This window comes from Thalassospira sp. GO-4 (assembly GCF_023588965.1).
GTDB lineage: Bacteria > Pseudomonadota > Alphaproteobacteria > Rhodospirillales > Thalassospiraceae > Thalassospira > Thalassospira povalilytica.
Genome location: NZ_CP097807.1, coordinates 189,690 through 206,861, shown reverse-complemented (window position 1 = coordinate 206,861; position 17,172 = coordinate 189,690). Strand labels below are relative to the sequence as shown.

Sequence of the window (17,172 nt, the reverse complement as noted above, 5' to 3'; positions counted from 1 at the left end):
CCGCACCCTAAAAATCAAACAGCGAAAGCGACGGGTTGGATTTGATATATTCGACATCGCCGTTATCGATATCCCCCGTGCTGTGCCAGCCATGCATTTCGTAAAAACCGTGCGCACGGTTTTTCGGATCCGCGCCGGTGGTCAGTGAAATGTCATTGCATCCCTTTGCAAACAGCCATTCCTCGGCCGTGCGCAGCAATGCCGCACCAACACCGCGCCCTTCGAAATCGGGATCAACAAACAGCGCCCAAAGCGTCGCCTCGCTTGGAATGGCGATGGCAAAACCGGCTGCTGATCCATCCAGATCGGCAATCCAGATGCCATACCCGTCGGCAAGCCATTTGCCAAAAGCCGCCTTGGTGACGCCGCGTTCGGCAAGCTCGGTCGCGGAAAGATGGTTTTCGCGTACACGGCTTCGAATGGCAAAAATGGCGCCGACATCACCCAACCGTGCTTTTCGAATTTTGATGCCAGCCATGCAGCGCTTCCAGATGCGTTAAAACCGCGCGCACTTTAGCCAAGCCGACGAATTACGCTACTAAAAACGTCATGATTGTCAGGCGCCGGTGCCAAGGTAATCTTCGTCACTGACCGGCTCCAGCCAGTCAACCGGCGATCCGTTCAGTTTTTCCTGAATGGCAATATGGGTCATGGCCGTTTCGGGCCCGGCACCATGCCAATGCTTTTCGCCGGGCTCGAACCAGACGATATCACCGGGGCGGATTTCCTCGACCGGGCCGCCTTCGCGCTGTGCCCGGCCAACCCCGGCCGTAACGATAATGGTCTGGCCTAGCGGATGGGTGTGCCATGTGGTGCGTGCACCGGGCTCAAACGTCACATTGGCCGCCGCCACCCGTGCCGGATCGGCAGCACTTATGATCGGTTCGATCCGCACACGCCCGGTGAAATATTCCGGCGATCCGGTGCTGGAGGCCTGTGACCCTGCGCGCTTGATATCCATGACGTTCCTGCCTTTTTGCCTATCACGTTTTTGAAAGAAGTTTCACCGGCTGGCGCTTTGGCCCCCAGGTTCCCGGATTTGCCTGAAACACCCCGCCGCAATGGGTGCCGCAAGTCTTGCAGGCCCCGTGAGCATCAAGGTTCCAGTCTGATAACTGATACCAGTCCCGCCCGATCAGGATATCGCCACAGCCATGGCAAAAGGTGCTGCTATGGGATTTGTCATGAACGTTGCCGACATAGGCATAGCGAATGCCGTTTTGCATGGCGATCTTGTGTGCGCGCACTAGGGTTTCGGGCGGGGTGCGGGGCGTGTCCATCATTTTCCAGTCCGGGTGAAAGGCCGAAAAATGCATCGGCACATCCGGGCCAAGTTCGGACTGCACCCAGCTTGTCATTTCATCAAATTCCCCATCCCCGTCATTCTCACCCGGGATGACCAGATTGGTCAGTTCAAACCACACCCCGGTTTCCTGTTTGAGGTATTTAAGCGTTTCAAGAACATCATCGAGATGGGCGGAACAAAGCTGATGATAAAAGCGGTCGGTAAAGCCCTTAAGGTCGACATTGGCGGCATCCATATGGCGGAAAAATTCCTCGCGCGCCTGATCCCCGATATAGCCCGCCGTCACCGCCACCGTGCGCAGTCCCATTTCCCGGCAGGCCTGGGCGACATCCACCGCATATTCTAGGAAAATCACCGGATCGTTATAGGTAAAGGCCACCGATGAACAACCATATGCCTTGGCCGTTTTGGCAATCATTTCCGGGGTTGCCAGCGATGAAAGCTTGTCCATCTGGCGGGCTTTGGAAATCTCGTAATTCTGACAGAACTTGCAGGTCAGGTTACAGCCCGCCGTACCGAATGACAGGATCGGTGTTCCGGGCAGGAAATGATTGAGCGGCTTTTTCTCGATCGGATCAATACAAAAGCCCGACGACCGCCCCCAAGTGGTCAGAACCATCTGATCGCCTTCGCGGGCCCGGACAAAACAAAGCCCCCGCTGCCCGTCATTGAGCTTGCAAAAGCGCGGGCAGACATCGCACTGAATACGTCCATCGTCGAGATGGTGCCAGTAGCGGGCGGGCACGGTGTCTAAGGTATTTGCCATCAAACAATACCCGTAAGGGGGAAATTCGCTATAATATACGACTGCCAAACATAATTTGACTGAGATCTGTCTACTTACGTTTTAGACTATTCATTTCTGCAATTGAGGCACGGATTTGTTTTTCTTCTATCTCGCCGACGTAACCAGTCCCCAATTCAAAATCACCGGTTATATCTACTAAAACTGCTTCCATATTTTTTGCCACTTCAATTAGCCTATCTGCCTCATGCTGTGGCCAAGGATCATGAAACATCCATGCATGCTGAGGGTAAAGCTCTTCTGGATGACGTAGTTTTGTATGCAAATCATAAACCCAATTGAACTGCTCAGAAGGCGGAGGCAATGATTCCTTCCCTGATAAACCGGCCAATTTACGCACCACTTGCCAAGCTAAGTCTAACATCAAGACAAGCGACAGTGCATGGTTTCTACTTCTTGATTTTTCAAAGAAATGCCGCCTCTCATCTAACACAGGTTCAACGTGAGAAAGTGTTTGTATGATTGGCCAACGTTCATCCCAAAAAAGTTGATCTACTCGGTCTTCCATTGGAAGAATGTAACGGGAAAAACTAATAGCTTGATGTCTGCGTGACATATTTTGGGCACCTGACGCCAAATTAACTTTGGTTTTGCTCACTTTATTTATCTAGTCCTGATCGCTATCTTTTTCAAAGGAACTCATGCGATTGGAACATGAATGAGCATTATTCGCCCCCCTGCCGTTGCCGGAACTTTTTATCCTGCGGATGCCGATATCCTGCGCAGCGAGATTGACGGGTTGATTGATGCGGCCCTGCATGCCGATGTCACGCAAAACGAAGCCATTCCCAAGGCAATCATTGTTCCCCATGCCGGTTTGATGTTTTCAGGAAGCCTTGCCGCCCTTGGCTTTGCCACCGTGCGTGCCCTTAAGGGGCAAATAAAGCGCATTCTGATCATTGGTCCGGCGCATCGCATGGCGTTTCAGGGCATTGCGCTGGCCAAGGCCGATGGTTTTGCCACCCCGCTTGGCACGATGCGGTGTGATCTTTTGGCCCTGCAAACTGCCCTGTCGCTGCCACAGGTTCAGATGCTTGATGATGCGCACAAGCTTGAGCACGGGCTTGAGATCGAATTGCCGTTTATTCAGCGCCTGTTTGGCGAAAATGCCGATATCGGGATTGTGCCGCTTCTGGTTAGCCGGTGCAGCCCGCGCCAGGTCAATGAAGTGATTGAAAAGCTGTGGGGTGGTCCGGAAACCCTGATTGTCATTTCATCGGACCTGTCACATTTCCATGATTATGACACCGCCCGGCGCATGGATGGTAATACGCGCAAAATGATCGAGAATTTCGATGCGGAAAATATCGGAAGCGATGATGCCTGTGGTGCGCTTCCGGTGGCGGGGATGTTGCTGTCGGCACGGATGCGCAAAATGCGGATCGAAACATTGGGCATGCGCAATTCCGGTGATGTCACGGGGGATAAATCCCGTGTGGTCGGCTATGGCGCCTGGGCACTTTATGAAGAAAGCAGCCAGCCGATGACCACACCAGACAACAGCGAAGACAATTTCGCCAAGGCGACCGAGGATCTGATCAAGGCCCATGGCCCGGTCATGCTTGATCTGTGCCGCAAATCGATCCTGCACGGGCTTGAAACCGGCGCACCATTGCATGTATCGCCGGGCGAAGTCGCACCGGCCCTTGCTGCACCGGGGGCATGTTTTGTGACGCTGAAGAAATCCGGGCAATTGCGTGGTTGCATCGGATCGATCATTGCGCACACCGATCTTGCCACCGATCTGTGTGAGAACGCGTTCAAGGCAGCGTTTCGTGATCCGCGCTTTGCCGGGCTCACACAGGACGAGATCAATGATGATCTTGAACTTTCGATCTCGGTCCTGTCGCCGCCCCACCCGTTCCCGTTCAGAAGCCAGGACGATCTGATTGCCAGACTGACCCCGTTTGAAGACGGCATCATCCTGTCGGATGGCAATCGACGAGGCCTGTTCCTGCCACAGGTTTGGGATCAGTTGCCCGATCCCGGGGACTTTGTCGCCCATCTTAAACGCAAGGCCGGATTGCCGATGGATTACTGGTCAGACAGCCTGCAAGCCCAGCGGTTTATCACGCGCGGCATCGCAGGCCGTGACGTGACGCCAAGCGGCTTCTGGGGCGATGCCTGATATGTCGAGCAGTCAGGCACGCGATCAAAGATATGACGACTTTCTTGAAGTGGCAGCGAAATGGGAAGGCTTCTGGGGCCTGTATCATCATGGCTGGTTGCTTCATACCAGTGATCGGCAAACATTCTGCCCTATCTTTTCCAGTCGCGAGGATGCGCAAAGCTGGGGGTCGAGCATTCAGACAAATCATGTTCCCGTGCCCATCACCCTGATTGATGCCATTGAACATATCGTACCCGATTGGCGGGAAAACGGGGTGATGGCCGGTGTTTCGCCCACACCCGCCCTTGCGCCGGTTATGGTCGCGCCGGGTGATCTGAGTGCGGATTTGCTGGGCGCGCTCAAGACAGCGATGGCCAAACAGTTTGGCCGGACATAGGTTAAATTGCCAGGCATGCCAAACGCGGGCTGGACCTTGGGCGTAAAATTCCCTATCCCCATCAATCATCATTTTCACGCCAACGAACGAGACAGCAATGACCATTGCCCTGCCTGCCAGCGCAGATGCGCTTGAAAACGGATTGATCGAGATCGCGCGCAAAGCCGGTGCGGCGATGATGGAAATCTACAAAGCCGATTTCGAAGTGCGTTCCAAGGATGATGCATCCCCGGTCACCGAAGCCGACGAAGCGGCCGAGGCCGTGATCCTGCCGGGGCTGCGCGCCCTTACACCGGATGTCAAAATCGTGTCCGAAGAATCTGCGGCCAAGGGCGACGTTCCCGATGTGAATGGCGAGACCGATTTTTTCTGGCTGGTTGATCCGCTTGATGGCACCAAGGAATTCATCAAGCGCAATGGCGAGTTTACGGTCAATATCGCACTGATCGCCAAGGGCCAGCCGGTTCTGGGCGTGGTCTATGCCCCGGCGATTGAAAAGCTGTATTACGGTGGCCCGGATGGCGCGAAACTGATCGAAGGTGACGCCGCCCCGGTCACGACCAACATCACCGTGCGCGACATGCCCGAGGACGGCGTGGTTGTCGTCGGGTCGCGTTCGCACGGCGATCCCGAAGCCATGAAGGCGTTTTTGGGCGATCTTCCGGTCAAGGAACTGCGCCCGGCGGGCAGTTCGCTTAAACTTTGTCTGGTTGCGGCGGGCGAAGCCGATCTTTATCCGCGCCTGGGCCCGACCATGGAATGGGATATCGGTGCCGGTCATGCGGTTCTGGCGGCGGCCGGCGGGGTTGTTGAAAATATGGACGGTTCCCGATTCCTTTACGGAAAAGGCGAATTTCGCAACCCGTTCTTCATCGCCCGCAGCCCGTCAGTGCCGGTAAAATACCAGGACTGATTTACTGCGCAGCACAGATATTTGCGAATTCATTCGTATGATCAGCGGCTTGTCATTTGTGCATTGCACCCGTGACAGGCCGCTTTGATTTTGAACAGTTCAAAACCACCCCTGTCCCGCAGTTTTGTTGACTTTTGCGCCATTTCGCAGTATACAGAATTTATCGCCACACAGAGTGTAGGTGACGTAAATAGCCGCCGGAATCACGGCGACGCGGTCCAGTTTCACCACCGCGGGGCGAAATTGGGCTAGAGCGTAAATTGGAGCCGCCATTTCATGGCGGCTCTGCGCTGTTTGGGGCCAAGTTTTGGGCCAAATTCATCCTTGATATGCAGTTCTTTTTTGGCTGTCATCGCACGGCAACGGGGCGTTCTTCCTTGTCATTGGCCATGATCGTAGCTAGGTATCTGAGTAGATTGTCTTTTCACGGATACTTGCATGTCACCCGCATTGACCATTCGACCCTATTCCGAAGGTGCCCTTAGCCAGGCTGCCGCGAAATTGCGCGCGGGCGAACTGGTGGCCTTTCCGACCGAGACGGTCTATGGGCTGGGTGCCGATGCCACCAATGCCGATGCGGTTGCCGGTATCTATGCCGCCAAGCAACGGCCAAGCTTCAATCCGCTGATCAGCCATTTCCCCGACCGGGATGCCGCCGCCAAACATGCCGTCTTTGATGAACGTGCCGACAAGCTGGCCGAAACATTCTGGCCCGGCGCGCTGACACTTGTTTTGCCGCGCCAGACTGACAGTGATGTGTGCGAGCTGGTAACGGCGGGCCTGCCCAGCATTGCGGTGCGCGTCCCCGCCCACCCGATGGCACGCCAGTTGTTGCGCGCGGTCGGCCGTCCGATTGCCGCCCCGTCTGCCAACCGGTCCGGACGCATCAGCCCGACCACGGCCGGTCATGTTGCCCATTCGCTGGGGAACGCGATTGGTATGATCCTTGATGGCGGGCCATGCGGGGTCGGACTTGAAAGCACGGTCATTGATCTGACCACGGACCGGGTGGTGATGTTGCGTCCCGGCGGGATTACCAGGGAACAGGTTGCGGAAATTCTTGGCTGTGACGTGGTGATGGCCGAAACCGATGATACAGCACCCAAAAGCCCCGGCATGCTGACCAGCCATTATGCGCCGGGCCTGCCGGTGCGTCTGGATGCCTCCACCGCCAACCCAGCCAAATATGGCAATGAAATCCTGCTGGCATATGGTGATTGCAACACCAAGGGTTTTGATGCGGTTTTGTGGCTTTCGAAAAGTGGGGATGACCGCGAAGCTGCGGCCAATCTGTTTGCCAAACTGCATGAAGCCGATCAGCCGCGTTTTGACGGCATTGCGATTGCGCCAATCCCCGAAGCCGGGCTTGGACTTGCGATCAATGACCGGATGAAACGCGCAGCGGCCCCGCGTACCCCCCATCCATCCCCCTGACCGGAAAGCTGAAAGCTGCCATGTCCCATCTGCCAGACGGCGTGATTGATGAATTGCAAACCCTGCTGGGTCCCAAGGGGATCAGCACGGACGCCGACATTCTGGCATCCCACAATGCCGAGGCCCGGGGCAAATTTGAAGGCAAGGCCGAAATCATCCTGTTTCCGGCCAGCACCGAAGAAGTCGCAAAATCCGTTGCGATCTGTGCGGCACATGATATCGCCATTGTGCCGCAGGGTGGCAATACCGGGCGCTGTGGCGGGGCAGTTGCCGAACCGCGACAGGTTTTGCTTAATCTCAAACGCATGAACCGGATCATTGAAATTGATGATCGCGATTTCACCGCGACGGTCGAAGCCGGTGCGATCCTGCAAACCATTCAGGACGCCTGTGCCAAACATGATCTTCTTTTCCCGCTGTCGCTTGGGGCGGAGGGCACCTGCCAGATTGGCGGCAACCTTGCGACCAATGCCGGTGGTTTGAATGTCATCCGCTATGGCAATGCGCGCGAATTGTGTCTTGGCCTTGAGGTTGTCCTGCCTGATGGCAGCATCTGGAACGGGCTTTCCAAACTGCGCAAGGACAATACCGGTTATGACCTGCGTGATCTGTTTATCGGGGCGGAAGGCACGCTTGGCATCATTACCAAGGCAACATTAAAGCTGTTTGCACAGCCCCAACATGTTGCCACCGCCTGGCTTGCCGTGCCATCACCGGCCTGCGCGATTGATCTTTTGGCACTGGCGCGCCGCCATACCGGCGACGGCATTGCCGCGTTCGAGCTGATCAGCGGCTTTGCCCATGATATGTCGGTCACTTACCTTAAGGGGCTGACACGTCCGCTTGCCACGCAAACCGACTGGCATGTTCTGATCGAACTGACGTCATCGCGCCCCAATGATGATTTGCAGACGCTTCTGGTTGATCTTTTAAGCAATGCGGTTGAAATCGGTCTGGCGACAGACGCCACCATCGCCCAGTCGGAAAAGCAGCGGGCCAATCTGTGGGCCATCCGCGAAGGCATCCCCGAGGCACAGGGGTTTGAAGGCGGATCGATCAAGCATGATGTGTCGGTTCCGGTGTCAAAGGTGCCTGATCTTCTCGATCGCGGTATCGCAGCCGCATCAGCGTTGATCCCGGGCATTCGCCCCTGCCCGTTCGGGCATGTCGGCGATGGCAATATTCATTTCAATTTCAGCCAGCCTGTCCAGATGGAGAAATCCGACTATCTGGCCCGCTGGGAAAGCCTCAACAGCGTCATTCATGACATCGTTGCCGATCTTGGCGGATCGATCAGCGCCGAACACGGCATCGGGCAGCTTAAACGTGACGAGCTTGCGCGCTATGCCAGTGCCGAGAAAATGAAACTGCTGCATGCGATCAAGGATGCGATCGATCCGGATCATCGCCTGAACCCCGGCAAGATCGTCTGAGCGGTCTTCTTCCCCCCATCCAACCGGCCCCATGGCCGGTCACGCAAAAAGGGCGCCCGATGAGGCGCCCTTTCATTTTAGTCAAGCTGATATGGGCTTATTCGCCCGGGCCTGCCCACGGATCCATGGCATTGAGCTTGTCCTGACGGCGTTCGCCACCGGATTTGCCCCAGTCACCACCAAAGGCCGCCGATTCCCACGAACCGTAGCTCGGATTTGGCAGCATGAACCAGCGTTCACCCCAATAGGTCGCGTATTTGTCCATGACGGCGAGACGTTCATCAATGGTGCCATCGATATCGTCGGTGAAGTCACCAAAGTTGTCGCCAAACATCATGATGACACGGTAATCATCGGCAACTGCCTGACGGCGCGGTGCCTTGGCCGAACCCCAGGTTTCGATCTCGCCGCGCAGCATCACGTGCTTTTCATCGGCATAGGGGAAACCGTATTTCTTGAGGTTTTCGATGGTCGGGGCTTCTTCCGGTGCCTTGCGGTTTGACACATAGAAGACTTCAACACCCTTGGCAGCAGCCGCCTTGGTGAATTCCAGCGCACCCGGGGTCGGGGTTGAAACCATGTCATGAACGAATTTCGCCCAGGTCTTGGAGCTGTAATAGGTGTTTTCCGTTACAACCCATGCCTGATATTTCGAGTTGTCCAGAACCGTTTCATCAACGTCAAGGATCACGGCCGGCGGTTTGGCCATATAGTTGCCGTCCTGCTCAAGGGCAGCGGTCCAGCTGTGATCGCCAATAGCAGCGTCCAGCAGACGGGTCGCACCGGCATAGACCGACATGGCGGTCGTTTTGTATTCGACCGAGGTCTGAAGCCAAAGCGTTCCGTTCAAACCGTCATTCTGTGCCGGTTCCTGCGCCTGCGCGCCAACCGCGCAAAAGGCGGTGGTCGCAACAATGGCAGCCACACCGAATGATTTCGCGATAAAGGTCATTTGTATTCTCCCTGTTGATTTCCCGACCAAATGGATGCTGACCATACAGACAGGATGCCGCTAGAATGCCATCGCACTGCATCAAAGAAAAAGCCTTTTTCGGCGATTGCACCGAAAAAGGCTGATTAAGTTATTTTGACAATAGCGCCACATGACCGCGTGGCGATGCGGTGTCAGGCGGTTGGCCGTTTTTCAAAACCGGTGAAACCGTCTTCCAGGGCGGGTTCTTCGTGAATGCGGTCAACACGGGCATGAAGCGGCCCTTCGTGACAGGCCCCAATCATCGATTGCACGCGGTCCACCGGCCCGCAAAAGACCGCCTCGACCGTGCCATCGGTGCGATTGCGCACCCAGCCGGTCAGGCCGCGCTTGCGGGCTTCTTCAACGGTCCAGGCCCGATACCATACCCCCTGCACCCGGCCTTCGATCCGGGCGTGAACGGATATGTTGCCTTTGCCGGTGGCTGGATCGGGGCGTGTATCGGTCATGGTCGCACTCCTTCCCCCGGACGCTGGTTACTTTGCACCGGGGATTTTGGCATGCAGATGGGCGGTATCGACGAATTTCTGTTTCTGTTCGTCGGTTGCCGGGGCCTGATGGTTATCTTTCCATTCGTCATAGGTCATGCCATAGACGACTTCGCGCGCACCGTCATAATCCATCGCCACACCGCGTTCACGGGCCGCGGCAAGATACCATTTCGACAGGCAGTTGCGGCAGAACCCGGCAAGGTTCATCAGATCGATATTCTGAACGTCCTTGCGGTCCTGAAGATGCTTCACAAGCCCGCGAAAGGCCGCGGCTTCGAGTTCCAGTTTGGTTTGCGGATCAAGATCGGCTGCCGGGCCATTGGCCAGGACGGCTGCCGTCGACATTTCAGAACCGGCGCAATCAGACATGTTCCATACTTCCCGCTGTTCGATGTTGTTCAAGTTGTTCAATCATGGCCGGAACATCAGCAATGCTTTCGGCGGTCACGACATTCTGGTTTTCAATCTCGGTCTGATCGACCATTTCATGAACCCAGGTGATTTCATAGGGAATGTGGATCGCAGACCCGCCACACGCAAGCACCGGCAGGATATCGGATTTCATCGAATTGCCGATCATGATCGCGTCTTCGGGCTCCACGCCATAGCGGCCAAAGATATTGCGATAGGTCAGCGGGTCCTTTTCCGAGACAATCTCGATCCCGTCAAACAGGTCTTCGAACCCGGACCGGTCGATCTTGAGCTGCTGGGCGATCAGATCCCCCTTGGTGATCAGGACCACCTTGTATTTCGGATCATGGGCATAGCGTTTAAGCACATCTTCGGCGCCATCAATGATGCGGGTCGGCGCACGCAGCATGGATTTGCCGATTTCGGCCAGCTTGTGGATGTCTTCGGCACTGATCTTGCGGTCGGAAAGTTCGATCGCGGTTTCGATCATCGACAGGGTAAAGCCGGTAACGCCATAGCCATAGATTGAAAGATTGGCCAGTTCGGCCTGATAGAGCCGGTCATCAACCTGATCGGCCGGGACATAATGGCTTAGCATTTCGCGCAGCTGCACATGGGCTTCGCGGAAAAGTGGCTCGTTGTGCCACAGGGTATCGTCGCCATCAAAAGCAATCAGTTTATACATTCTACGCCTCGTTTCTTGTTATTGGATGGCCGTATTCATCGGGAAGTACAGCCTCGATTTGCGACCATATGGCAGTGCAAACCCGGCGTAAAGCCCCGTTGTCTGTATTTAATATGCGTGATCGCCTTGCGAAAGGGGTTGAAAAAGCAAGCGGTTGAACAGGTTAAAAGAAAAGGCGCCAGCGATTTGATCGCCAGCGCCTTGTGCGGATATCACCCTTGAGGGATCGGGTGGCTTATTCGTCTTTTTCGAACTCGATGATGATGGCATCGACCGACAGGTTTGCGCCCTGTTCGGCATGGATTTTTTTGACCACACCTTTGCTTTCGGCTTTCAGCACGTTTTCCATTTTCATGGCTTCAAGGATGCAAAGTTCCTCGCCCGGCTGGACGGTCTGGCCTTCGGTCACGGAGACCTTGACCAGAAGTCCCGGCATCGGTGATTGCAGGAAGTTCGACATGTCTGGCGGGGCTTTGAACGGCATCAGTTTCTGAAGTTCTGCCACCCGGGGCAGAAGAACCTTGAAGCTGCGCTGCACCCCGTTTGATGACAGGCGGAAGCCAACACCTTCGATATCGATCTGCACACAAACCGGCGCGCCGTCGATTTCACCGACAAACATCGGATCACCGATTTTCCAGTCCGACACCACGCCATAGCTGCGATCGCCGATGGCAACGATGTAATCGCCGTTAACACCATCAAACTCGATATCAAACGGGGTATGTTCATCGCCACTTACCGCGACCCAACTTTCGGCGACCTTGATCGGGTGGTCGCTGACCTGTCCGGTGATGCCGGAATTGCGTTCGGCATAACGCTGATTAAGGTATGCCGCGACAACAACAAGCGTTGCCGGGTCTTCATTGGGAAGATCATCGGCCGAAAAGCCGTCCGGATATTCTTCGGCAATGAAGTTGGTGGTGATATTGCCGTCCTGGAACCGTTTGTTGGCCATCACAGCAGCCAGGAACGGGATGTTGTGCGAAATGCCGCGAATGTAATAGGCATCAAGGGCTGCGCGCATTTCCCCAATCGCCTGATCACGGGTTTCGCCATAGGTGATCAGCTTGGCGACCATCGGGTCGTAATACATCGAAATTTCGCCGCCTTCATAGACGCCGGTATCAACACGCACCGTCGCACTTTCGGCAGGCGGCTGATATTTCACCAGACGCCCGGTGGAGGGCAGGAACTCACGGAACGGGTCTTCGGCATAGACGCGGGTTTCCATCGCCCAGCCGGTCAAGGTTACGTCATCCTGTTTAAGGGTGAGTTCCTGACCATCGGCGATCCTGATCATCCATTCGACAAGATCCTGACCGGTGACAAGTTCGGTCACCGGATGTTCGACCTGAAGACGGGTGTTCATTTCAAGGAAGTAGAAATTCTTGTCCTTATCGACAATGAATTCCACCGTCCCGGCCGAGCAATAATCCACTGCGCGCGCCAGGGCCACGGCCTGTTCGCCCATGGCCTTGCGGGTTGCCGGATCGATAAAGGGTGACGGGGCTTCTTCGACGACCTTCTGATGGCGGCGCTGAATGGAACATTCACGTTCGCCAAGATAGATCGCATTGCCGTGCTTGTCGGCCAGCACCTGAATTTCAATATGGCGCGGTTCTTCGACGAATTTTTCAACGAAAACGCGGTCATCGCCAAAAGAGCTTGCGGCTTCGGAGGTTGCACGTTCGAACCCTTCGCGGCATTCGGCGTCATTGCGCGCAATGCGCATGCCCTTGCCGCCACCGCCAGCCGATGCCTTGAGCATCACCGGATAGCCGATTTCATTGGCGATCTTGATCGCTTCATCAGTGTCCTTGATGACACCCATATAGCCCGGAACCGTCGAGACCCCGGCGTCCGCGGCAATTTTCTTGGAGGTAATCTTGTCGCCCATGGCGGCAATCGCGCCGTTCGGCGGGCCGATAAAGGCGATGTTGGCGGCATCAAGGGCCTTGGCAAAGGCCTGGTTTTCCGAAAGGAAGCCATAGCCCGGATGAACGGCCTCTGCCCCGGTGGATTTGCAAGCCTCAATGATCTTATCAATGATCAGATAGGACTGGTTGCTCGGTGCCGGTCCGATATGCACGGCCTCGTCGGCCATCTGCACATGCAGGGCGGCTTTATCCGCATCGGAATAAACCGCAACGGTTTTGATGCCCATTTTGCGGGCTGATTTGATCACACGGCAGGCAATTTCACCGCGGTTGGCAATCAGGATTTTGCTAAACATTCTTTCTGTCTCCCAATTTGTCTTGGCGGCTTACAACGGAATGTTGCCGTGTTTCTTTTCCGGGTTCTTGATGTCCTTGTTGCGCAACATGCCAAGCGCCTTGCACACACGGCGACGGGTCCCGTGCGGCATGATGACATCGTCAATGAACCCCTTGCGACCAGCGACAAACGGGTTGGCAAATTTTTCGCGATATTCTTCGGTGCGGGCTTCGATCTTGGCCGGGTCGTTCATGTCGGACCGGAAAATGATTTCCACAGCACCCTTTGGCCCCATCACCGCGATTTCGGCGGTCGGCCAGGCATAGTTGACATCACCGCGCAGATGCTTGGACGCCATAACGTCATAAGCCCCGCCATAGGCCTTGCGCGTGATCACGGTGACCTTGGGCACCGTTGCCTCGGCATAGGCATAAAGAAGTTTGGCGCCATGCTTGATGATCCCGCCATATTCCTGTGCAGTACCCGGCATGAAGCCCGGAACATCAACAAGGGTGACAATCGGAATGTTATAGGCATCGCAGAACCGCACAAAGCGCGCGGCCTTTTTCGAACTGTCGATATCAAGGCACCCGGCCAGAACCATCGGCTGGTTGGCGACCACGCCAACGGTGCGGCCATCCATGCGTGCCATGCCGATGATGATGTTTTTGGCGTAGTCGGGCTGAATTTCAAAGAAGTCGCCTTCATCGACGATCTTTGTAATCAGCTCCTTCATGTCATAGGGCATGTTGGGGTTTTCAGGCACAAGCGTATCAAGCGAGAAATCATCACGCGTGATCGGGTCCTCGCACAGATGGGCGGGCGGGTCTTCCTTGTTACAAAGCGGCAGGAAATCCATGAAACGACGGGTCTGCAACAGCAGGTCCACATCGTTGTCAAAGGCCAGATCGGCAACACCGGAAATCTGGGTATGGGTCGATGCCCCGCCCAGCTGTTCATGGGTGACTTCTTCGTGGGTCACGGTTTTGACCACATCAGGCCCGGTCACGAACATATAGGAGCTGTCCTTGACCATGAAGATAAAGTCGGTCATGGCCGGGCTGTAAACCGCCCCACCAGCACATGGCCCCATGATCAGGGAAATCTGCGGGATGACGCCCGATGCCTCGACATTGCGCTGAAACACATCGGCATAGCCGGCAAGACTTTCGACCCCTTCCTGAATACGGGCACCGCCCGAATCATTCAGGCCGATGACCGGCGCGCCGACCTTCATTGCCTGATCCATGATCTTGCCGATCTTGCGTGCATGCGCGCCCGAAAGCGCCCCGCCAAAAACGGTGAAATCCTGTGAAAACACAAAGACAAGACGACCATTGATCGTGCCATGCCCGGTCACAACACCATCGCCCGGGATGCGGTTTTCGGTCATGCCGAAATCCACACAATCATGTTCGACAAACATATCCCATTCTTCGAAGGAACCTTCGTCAAGCAGCACATCAAGACGTTCACGCGCGGTGAGCTTGCCTTTGGCGTGCTGATTATCAATGCGGCGCTGGCCACCGCCCATGGCGGCTTCGGCGCGTTTCGCTTCGAGCTTGGCGACGATATCTTGCATTTGTGTTTTCCTTGCTGTGATCAGGCGTTTTGCACATTTCGCCCAATGTGCGCGTCCTGTGAAATGAAATAGCATTATTCGGTACTGGAATGCCAATTATTTTTCACACGATCGAACCACATCAAAAATAGCCGCAAATGCCTGATTTCCCTAACGTCATTGCGATATATCAGGATGGGCTGGACTAAAGTCTAGGCAACTGGCCGGATATGCCCGGCATTACAGACAGTTCTTGCCCTTGGGCGTTGGCGGCGACATGCTTCTTGCAGCCAAGCCGCCCACCGGAAATTCTGCCCAAACATATGAGTTAAGCTGTATGCCCAGATTTCATTTTTCTCCGCGCGCGCCCGAACGTACCGGCGATGACCGCCCTGCCCCGTCATTGTGGCGCTATGTCTGGCGCATGAGCGGCTGGCACCAGGTGGCGGTTTGCCTGATGGCGGTCAGTGTTGCTGCACTTGGCATCGCACCGATCGAGCTGCAACGGCGGATTGTCGATGATGCGATCACGCAGGAGAATTACCAACTTCTGACCATACTGGCGTCAATCTATCTGGCGATCATCATCGTACATGGCCTGATCAAGCTGGCGCTGCGCATGTATGAAGGCTGGCTGAGTGAAAGCGCCATCCGTTACAACAGACAACATCTGTCGCGGCTTCATGCCGACAATCAGACCGGTGACGAAGATGAAGGTAACGGACGCGCTGTCTCAATCATCGGATCGGAAATCGAAAAGCTCGGCGGCTTTGTCGGTGACGGGCTGTCTCAACCTGTCGTCAATAGCGGGATGCTGATATTCGGGCTGGGCTATATGATCAGTGTCGAGCCGGTGATTGGCGTGATCGGGCTGGCCGCCCTGATCCCGCAAGTCGCGCTGGTGCCGGTTATTCAGAAACGCATCAACGCCCTGATCGAAGATCGGGTCAACAAGATGCGATCTGTCAGTGACGAATTGTCCGAACTGTCACCCGGTGCGGAAAACCGCGACCGGCTGACAACCATCAATCGCGGGATTGATGACATATTTGACAACCGGATGCGGCTGTTCTTTCTGAAATTCGGCATGAAGGCGCTGATCAATTTTCTGAATGCGCTGGCACCGATTTGCGTGCTGTTTGTCGGGGGGTATCTGGTGCTTGAAGGGGCAACGTCGGTCGGCATTATCGTTGCATTCATATCCGGGTTTGACCGGATGTCATCGCCAATGCGCGAATTGCTGTCCTATTACCGAGTGGCGGCACAGGCCGCCGTTCAGCACAAGCTGATTGCGCGCTGGATGCACTAAGACACCACACACATTCAGGCACTCAAACCACGGCGTACCCAGACAACGACGCACCCAACACACGGCCCGCCGACAGAAACCCGGACCCTGTGAAACCCGACATTTACAGATCAAGGGATATCAAACCAGCCATCAGATGGCTGGCAACACTGCCCGGTGCCTAGCGACCGGCAAGAAGATCAAGATAACGACCGGTTGCCAGCAATTCCGCCCGATGACGGTCGCGGCGCGCGACGGCTTCGGCGTCTTCGCCCCATTGTTCGATCGCGTATTCTTCATCCAGCATGGCGCATTCAAAGGCCCGCTGGGCGTCGATCTGACGGTTCATCACGGCAAGACCGATAATCACCGACCCGGACACCGTGGTCAGGCTGTGCAATGCGGTCAGGTGATAGTCATCAAAGCTTTCGACATGATCCTGCAACCGCAGAAGCGATGCATCATCCTGGCTGATCGGCATCACGCCCTCGGTCACGGCAAGCGCGACACCAAGGCCGTCCTTTGCCCAGTCAAGCAACGGCTGCCATGCTTTGGCCTGACGTTCGATCAGATCTTCGGGGAAGGTTGCACGATAACATAACAGGTCAGACCGCCCGTACCCGGTCAGCTCGGCAATCACAGCAGCACGGTTTGGTGCGACCCGATCGATGGCGGTTGCCGCAAGCTGCATGATCGGCATGGTCGCGGGTTGAACTTTTTCCCCCTGCGCATCCCATTCCGCGGCAATTTCGCGCGCCAGAACTTCTGACGGCAGCAGGAATTCTGCCTTTGCCGGCGATTTCACTGCGCGCCCGTCAAGGTGCACGCGCCAACCCGAACCACTGTCATCTGCGACAGCTTCGGCTTTTTTGTAGAAGCGATTGATCGTTTTTGTAAGCATGATCGCCATATGCCTAAAAGCAGCGCGCTGCGCAAGGCCTTTTAATCGCGACTGGCCGTGAACAGAACGCTGATTGGGCGATTATCAAGAAATTCTGTATAATTTTTGATCAATTTACCCCATTGACCAAATAATAAACAACTCTACTCTGTTTCGTGAAGATTACAAATCCGCGGCAAAGCGGGTGCATTCGCGACATGGCATGTGAATTGCTGTGTCATCAGGGGAT

General features: G+C 55.5%; 17 protein-coding genes. 6 read left to right on the top strand and 11 right to left on the bottom strand.

All coding sequences use genetic code 11. The features are described from left to right. Positions 1-7: 7 nt before the first annotated feature. The 4 genes from M9H61_RS01065 to M9H61_RS01050 all read right to left on the bottom strand — a co-directional run bounded on the left by M9H61_RS01065 (position 8) and on the right by M9H61_RS01050 (position 2,709). On the bottom strand, positions 8-478 hold the full coding sequence (locus M9H61_RS01065) for a GNAT family N-acetyltransferase (protein ID WP_101247972.1): 471 nt from the start codon (positions 476-478) through the stop codon (positions 8-10). Positions 479-556: 78 nt separating this feature from the next. Next, positions 557-961: a cupin domain-containing protein gene (locus M9H61_RS01060; RefSeq protein ID WP_250282867.1), complete on the bottom strand. Its 405-nt coding sequence runs from the start codon at positions 959-961 to the stop codon at positions 557-559. Positions 962-983: 22 nt separating this feature from the next. Next, entirely contained in the window at positions 984-2,072 is a 1,089-nt protein-coding gene (gene amrS / locus M9H61_RS01055; RefSeq protein WP_250282865.1) for an AmmeMemoRadiSam system radical SAM enzyme, read from the bottom strand. Positions 2,073-2,142: 70 nt separating this feature from the next. Beyond that, entirely contained in the window at positions 2,143-2,709 is a 567-nt protein-coding gene (locus M9H61_RS01050) for a hypothetical protein (RefSeq protein ID WP_250282863.1), read from the bottom strand. Between the two features lie 60 nt (positions 2,710-2,769). On the opposite strand from M9H61_RS01050, the gene amrB reads away from it, so the two are divergent. The 5 genes from amrB (at position 2,770) to M9H61_RS01025 (ending at position 8,398) form a co-directional block, all read left to right on the top strand. After that, entirely contained in the window at positions 2,770-4,239 is a 1,470-nt protein-coding gene (amrB, locus tag M9H61_RS01045; RefSeq protein WP_250282860.1) for an AmmeMemoRadiSam system protein B, read from the top strand. A 1-nt stretch (position 4,240) separates the two neighbouring features. Further along, positions 4,241-4,618, top strand: coding sequence for a DUF2750 domain-containing protein (locus M9H61_RS01040; protein ID WP_250282858.1), 378 nt, complete (start codon positions 4,241-4,243; stop codon positions 4,616-4,618). A 97-nt stretch (positions 4,619-4,715) separates the two neighbouring features. After that, complete coding sequence (gene cysQ / locus M9H61_RS01035) at positions 4,716-5,531, top strand: 3'(2'),5'-bisphosphate nucleotidase CysQ (RefSeq protein WP_250282856.1); 816 nt, start codon at positions 4,716-4,718, stop codon at positions 5,529-5,531. Between the two features lie 438 nt (positions 5,532-5,969). Next, positions 5,970-6,965, top strand: a complete 996-nt coding sequence (locus M9H61_RS01030; RefSeq protein WP_250282854.1) for an L-threonylcarbamoyladenylate synthase — start codon at positions 5,970-5,972, stop codon at positions 6,963-6,965. 20 nt (positions 6,966-6,985) lie between these two features. Next, the gene (locus tag M9H61_RS01025) at positions 6,986-8,398 is read left to right on the top strand and encodes an FAD-binding oxidoreductase (protein ID WP_250282852.1); all 1,413 of its coding nucleotides are present in this window, start codon (positions 6,986-6,988) and stop codon (positions 8,396-8,398) included. A gap of 97 nt (positions 8,399-8,495) precedes the next feature. On the opposite strand, the gene M9H61_RS01020 is transcribed toward M9H61_RS01025, so the two are convergent. From M9H61_RS01020 to M9H61_RS00995, 6 genes are all read right to left on the bottom strand, one after another. After that, positions 8,496-9,350 (bottom strand): 5'-nucleotidase, lipoprotein e(P4) family, encoded by an 855-nt coding sequence (locus tag M9H61_RS01020; protein ID WP_068518234.1) that lies wholly within the window; start codon positions 9,348-9,350, stop codon positions 8,496-8,498. Between the two features lie 173 nt (positions 9,351-9,523). Further along, positions 9,524-9,838 (bottom strand): acylphosphatase, encoded by a 315-nt coding sequence (locus M9H61_RS01015; RefSeq protein WP_068518235.1) that lies wholly within the window; start codon positions 9,836-9,838, stop codon positions 9,524-9,526. Positions 9,839-9,865: 27 nt separating this feature from the next. Continuing rightward, entirely contained in the window at positions 9,866-10,249 is a 384-nt protein-coding gene (locus M9H61_RS01010) for a DUF1244 domain-containing protein (RefSeq protein WP_197460795.1), read from the bottom strand. Continuing rightward, positions 10,242-10,976, bottom strand: coding sequence for an HAD family hydrolase (locus M9H61_RS01005; protein ID WP_068518236.1), 735 nt, complete (start codon positions 10,974-10,976; stop codon positions 10,242-10,244). The genes M9H61_RS01010 and M9H61_RS01005 overlap by 8 nt, the downstream gene beginning before the upstream one ends. 235 nt (positions 10,977-11,211) lie before the next feature. Continuing rightward, positions 11,212-13,212, bottom strand: coding sequence for an acetyl-CoA carboxylase biotin carboxylase subunit (gene accC, locus M9H61_RS01000; protein ID WP_250282850.1), 2,001 nt, complete (start codon positions 13,210-13,212; stop codon positions 11,212-11,214). 30 nt (positions 13,213-13,242) lie between these two features. Then, positions 13,243-14,775: an acyl-CoA carboxylase subunit beta gene (locus tag M9H61_RS00995; RefSeq protein WP_068518238.1), complete on the bottom strand. Its 1,533-nt coding sequence runs from the start codon at positions 14,773-14,775 to the stop codon at positions 13,243-13,245. A 316-nt stretch (positions 14,776-15,091) separates the two neighbouring features. Between M9H61_RS00995 and M9H61_RS00990 the strand changes: the two genes are divergently transcribed. Beyond that, positions 15,092-16,063 (top strand): ABC transporter ATP-binding protein, encoded by a 972-nt coding sequence (locus tag M9H61_RS00990; RefSeq protein WP_250282848.1) that lies wholly within the window; start codon positions 15,092-15,094, stop codon positions 16,061-16,063. 160 nt (positions 16,064-16,223) lie between these two features. Here the strand turns inward: M9H61_RS00990 and M9H61_RS00985 are convergent, their stop codons facing one another. Beyond that, positions 16,224-16,943: an ATP12 family chaperone protein gene (locus tag M9H61_RS00985; protein WP_250282847.1), complete on the bottom strand. Its 720-nt coding sequence runs from the start codon at positions 16,941-16,943 to the stop codon at positions 16,224-16,226. Between the last annotated feature and the right edge of the window lie 229 nt (positions 16,944-17,172).